This window comes from Candidatus Neomarinimicrobiota bacterium, from assembly GCA_022560655.1.
GTDB lineage: Bacteria > Fidelibacterota > Marinisomatia > SCGC-AAA003-L08 > TS1B11 > JADFSS01.
This window is the reverse complement of sequence record JADFSS010000115.1, coordinates 1-4619: the sequence shown is the minus strand read 5'-3', so window position 1 is coordinate 4619 and position 4619 is coordinate 1. Positions and strand designations below refer to the sequence as shown.

At 53.1% G+C, this 4619-nt stretch carries 4 protein-coding genes and 3 tRNA genes; 3 read left to right on the top strand and 4 right to left on the bottom strand.

Features of this window, described 5'->3' with window-relative positions; genetic code table 11:
• Window positions 1-80 precede the first annotated feature (80 nt).
• Complete coding sequence (locus IH971_10975) at window positions 81-305, bottom strand: hypothetical protein (GenBank protein MCH7498351.1); 225 nt, start codon at window positions 303-305, stop codon at window positions 81-83.
• Between the two features lie 642 nt (window positions 306-947).
• Here IH971_10975 and IH971_10970 point away from each other — a divergent pair.
• Window positions 948-1703, top strand: a complete 756-nt coding sequence (locus tag IH971_10970; GenBank protein ID MCH7498350.1) for an MBL fold metallo-hydrolase — start codon at window positions 948-950, stop codon at window positions 1701-1703.
• Window positions 1704-1899: 196 nt separating this feature from the next.
• Here the strand turns inward: IH971_10970 and IH971_10965 are convergent.
• The 3 genes from IH971_10965 to IH971_10955 all read right to left on the bottom strand — a co-directional run bounded on the left by IH971_10965 (window position 1900) and on the right by IH971_10955 (window position 3343).
• Window positions 1900-1973 (bottom strand) — tRNA-Cys (locus tag IH971_10965).
• Window positions 1974-2035: 62 nt separating this feature from the next.
• Window positions 2036-2108, bottom strand: a tRNA-Gly gene (locus tag IH971_10960).
• Between the two features lie 116 nt (window positions 2109-2224).
• Window positions 2225-3343, bottom strand: coding sequence for a bifunctional metallophosphatase/5'-nucleotidase (locus IH971_10955; GenBank protein MCH7498349.1), 1119 nt, complete (start codon window positions 3341-3343; stop codon window positions 2225-2227).
• 204 nt (window positions 3344-3547) lie between these two features.
• Between IH971_10955 and IH971_10950 the strand changes: the two genes are divergently transcribed.
• Window positions 3548-3620 (top strand) — tRNA-Ala (locus tag IH971_10950).
• 145 nt (window positions 3621-3765) lie between these two features.
• Window positions 3766-4619 (top strand): Ig-like domain-containing protein (locus IH971_10945; protein ID MCH7498348.1); only part of this gene is annotated, 854 nt, incomplete at its 3' end.

Genomic DNA, 4619 nt, shown 5'->3' with positions numbered 1-4619 from the left:
CTTTCATGATCAATGCTTGAAGTCTTAGCCTCGATAATCTCCGGATTTATCCGGTCCTTTATTTTTCTGATAGCGCCGATCTAATCGCCGCGGAATTTATGGGCAAAAGGTGTAAGGATGATACCTGGCCCCAGCTGATAAGCCGGTTGTCCTGAGCAATGATAATCCATGGGTCCATGCGAACTGCTTTCCGAGCAGCGATACTCCTGGTTTTTATGGGTGTCTGAACCGCCGCCGGAAAACCTGCCCCGATATTCCAGGACGATTCGCATCGCCAACGATTGAGAAGCATCGATGAGGGGCATTCCATGACCTCCTCAATCGAGCTGCTTTGCTGCACGACCATCGGGTTTATACTCGGGATGCCGATGGTTCCAATCGCAGGCCGGTATAAAATGCGTCCTTTCAGGACGACACTCGTGGGTCTCAAGCGGCTTCAGTCAGCACAGGCATGCTGCTTTCTCCTTTGCATTGGTCGGTTGTACTTCCCATTATGTTCATTTATACATTAATGCGAGAGAATGCGAGAGGGTATGAAAATATTGCTGACATGTCAAGCATCTAGCGGGGAACTGTCAGTACGATTATCGATGACTGAGCCTGGTTTTAGGCCAAATGTTTTCGACAGATGATCCCTCTTCGAACGACCCGAGCTGCAATGGTCGGCGTCAGAGTAATGTGGACCACTCGCGCGTTATTGCTGAGAGACACCTTTGCTAGGTTGAACAGCAAGCAATGGAGTCTTGAAATGTCAGCGAAGCAGTCATAGTCAGTGGTCGGCAAGATTAAGCATAGGACGCTGCAGATGAGGGGTCAGCAAAACCTTGGAACCTCGAGATATGTCGCTTAGTTTTAGACCCCAGTATCTCTTAGCTCTAACCACGTACACCTTGGTCTATGATTAATCGCATTGAACATTGTATTTCGCTAGGTAGGGAGACACTTCCGTGAAGATAAAATTCACTGGAACGGGAGATGGCCGTGGGATCCCATCCATTGGTTGTAAATGCGAACGGTGTACGTTAGCGAGAAAAGAGGGGGGCAAGAATCGCCGCAGGACAGTTTCTTTTATCGTAACAAATCGATCAGATACAATTCTTTTCGATTCGCCTAGTTCAATAGGAGTTGTGTTAAACGAAGAACAAATATTTCGCATATCGGCAATATTTCTATCTCACAAACATTTTGATCATGTGGGCGGAATAACCGCTTTCGAATACTGGCCCGTAAAAATTCCCGTTTACGGTAACATGTCTGTCCTGGGGAATTTTGAAATAACAGATAGATTATACGAAAATTGCGAGTTTCATGTCTTGCATGACAGAAAATCCATTAGGGTGGGTCGTATCAAAGTTACACCCTTCCAGGTTTCCCATAAAGTTCCTACATTTGGACTCGTGTTTAAGGAAAATGAAAAACGCGTAGTTCATTTTAGTGATAAGGCGGGTTCAGAGTTAAGTGACTACGAGAGGCGACTTGTTAAAACATCGGATGTTGCCATTTTCCATACACCGGGCTATGACGGAGGCACGGACCACATCGATGTGATAGGTGTAATTAATATTGCAAAAAGATATCCCTCAACGCGCTTTGTGATATCCCATATCGGACATAATAATTTGCTCTATGACGAACTAGTTGTGAAAATCGCCCCGTGTGAAAATATGGTTGTCGCCTATGATGGGATGGAAATTAAGGTCTAGAATATTTTTTAAGTTTTAGAGAATATTCGGGACAGTAAATCGCTTAGTCATATATTACGCCATCCAATCCATCTGCAGTCACCGTAATGGCTAAAACATTGCTTGAACGATCAGGGCGCCGCCTTCAGAAGTGGAGGACGAGAAAGCGGTCTGAATAGTGAGGGATGCTTTCCAGGATATGCCTTCGAGCTACTTGAGGCGACGACCGGATTCGAACCGGTAAATAACGGTTTTGCAGACCGCTCCCTTAGACCCCTTGAGTACGTCGCCCCCTGATACCAAAATTTAGTAGCCATATATACAAAAACCTCCCTTTCATTGGGGAGGCTTTGAGCGAGAGACGGGACTCGAACCCGCGACAACCACGTTGGCAACGTGGAGCTCTACCAGCTGAGCTACTCTCGCATCTGGCTTCTGCCGATGGCGCCTGCCATCGCGGTTGAAGCCAAGGGCTGGGCTAATTCAACAGCCAAGGAAAATAACGGGTCAAGCATGGACGGGCGCTCAGATATCGTGCAGTTCTAGAGCGAAGCTGGATCAGCTTCAACGCCCGGTGATCCCGGGACCTGAACCATCGCCTGCTTAGCCAAAGTCACAATTGAAAGCAGCTCCTCGTCAAACTTCACCGCCGGTCCCAAACTAATGGTCTCGGTTTCCAGAGTGTTGACGGCTGATTCGATTACCTGCCGCGCCTGGGCCTCACGCTCCCGCAATTCGCTAATGCGTTCCAGCGCCCTGGGCTGGTCGGCGTACAGTTCCTCCAGCAAAACATCCTTGGGTTGATTGCGTCGCAATCGCTTCATGCTGCTGGCCACAAAATCCAGTGTGCGCTGATGGACCGAAAGATCGACGAGGGGCTCGCCAGGGACCTTAATGGAGGCCGTGATCACATTCAGATACTTGCCCTGACTGCCAAAGCTGGCCGTAGGGATGCTCCCTCTCCCGAAATTGCGTTCGTAGCGGGTAACATGGCTTTGGAGCATCAAGTGGATCGGGAGGCCGGACGCCATGATCTGCTGCTTATCCACATCCTGGCCGTGAAAGAGGAGCACCAGCAAGTCCGTACGCGACTGCAGCTCCTTCACCACCTTTTTTAAGGCCGGCAGCAGTGGCTGCGAGCGGTAACCGTCGCCCGCTGGTATAGCCGATGAGGCTCCCACCAGACCTATGCGCAACTCACCCTTCTGCACGATGGTATAGGGCGCAAAAAGCAGCTTTCCCTGCTCATCGGTAAGGTTGGCGGACAGCAGCGGGAATTGGGCCGCTTCGGCCAGCGACTGCAGGAAGGACAAACCAGCGGCAAGATCCTTCTCACCGATGGCTACCGCATCCGTGCCGATCCGGTTAAAGCCCTCGACCAGGGTGCGGGCCCGAATCTTCTCCGTGGCCAAGTCGTCGCCATCCAGTTGGGCCTTCGAAAAGAACAGGTCGCCCCCATCGACAACCAGGTAGGGGATTTTAGAGTCGCGCAGCGTATGGATAAAAGTGGCCTTGCGCGCCAACCCACCCAGTGGCACACGGCAGCCACAGGGCTCAATTTCGCCGTGCACGTTCCCAGTGGCCACGATCTTGACAACGGCGGCATCCGAGCTGGACTTGCTGCCACAACCCCAGGCCAGCAGCCCGACGGCCAGAGCCACCCCAATTACAAAGGACGTAGGTCGAGTCATGACGGGATAACTTAGCGGACGCTTCCGGGGAAAGTCAAGCTGCGGCGGCATGCTTTCTACCCCGACCGGTCAATGAGCAGTCCCCGAGCGGTCTACTTGTAAAACGACCGGAAAATTTGTAAGCTAGCGTCGCTGAACGAATTGGCCCGCCGCAGGTCAGGTCGCTATTTGCACGGGGATATAGCTCAGTTGGGAGAGCGCTTGAATGGCATTCAAGAGGTCGCCGGTTCGATCCCGGCTATCTCCACGACGGCAAACCCGCCCTCAGCTCACCAAGCCACAGGCTAATAAAGACCAGCTAGGCACCCTCCCCTGCCTTGCCGCCATGTCATTCGCTACTTGACAAACGCCCCCAACGCCCTTATCATAGTGTGGTCTACGGAAATAATAGTATGACCCTCCGCATCTCTCGTCCCCTAGCCCTCCTCCTGGCCCTGCTGGGCCTCGTGGGATGCGAGCTGCCCACCAATGGCAGCAATGGCCCCCAGCCAGCGGCTGTCACCATTTCTCCTGACCGACTCAACATCGCAATCGGCGAAACACTGCAGTTGCAAGTTACCGTGCTTGGCGAAGACGGTGTGCCGTGGGCAAACCCGTCCATAAAGTGGAGTGTGGCGGCTCCTGCCATCCTCACTCTGATTGGCAAGGGGCTGGTGCAGGGCAACAACGAAGGTGAAACCGTTATCCGAGCCACAGTGGGGGATCTGTACGGTGAAGCTGAAGTTCGCGTCGCTGATGCCCTACTCCTGGGGAAGGCAACTCTGGAAAACCAGACCGATCATAGTGCTCTTATGGTGAGCTGGCTTCCCGTGGGCGAGCCGCAAAGATTTGGAGGCGAAGGCACTGGCTACGTGGCCACCGATAGCCGAGGCACCTATGCGCTCCCCCGCCTGGAGGAGGGTGGCTGGGTGGTGACGGCGGAATATCCCTATTACGCCCTGGAAAGGGATACGATCACCGTCAGTGAGGGTAGACCCGCGCAGCCGCTGAGGGCGCTGCACCTGACCCAGCAGCTGGCATTCGAAGTGGTACTTGAGCGCACGGAGTTCGCGGTGGATGATACGGTCTGGGTAGCGTTTAAGGCCACCAACATCACCAGTGATACCCTTATCGTGGTTAGCAGATCCCGGCCGATTACCTATCAAGGGTACGCCCTGGCGGAAGAAGGAGAGCCCGTGCTGCTGGATTTGGGTGATAGAGGCTGGGCGGGTTACGTCTTCGGAGGCGGCGGCCAACCAGCTTTCGA

Excerpts from the sequence above, each read along its gene's own strand:
- IH971_10975 (MCH7498351.1), bottom strand. The coding sequence starts at position 305 with ATGCCCCTCATCGATGCTTCTCAATCGTTGGCGATGCGAATCGTCCTG.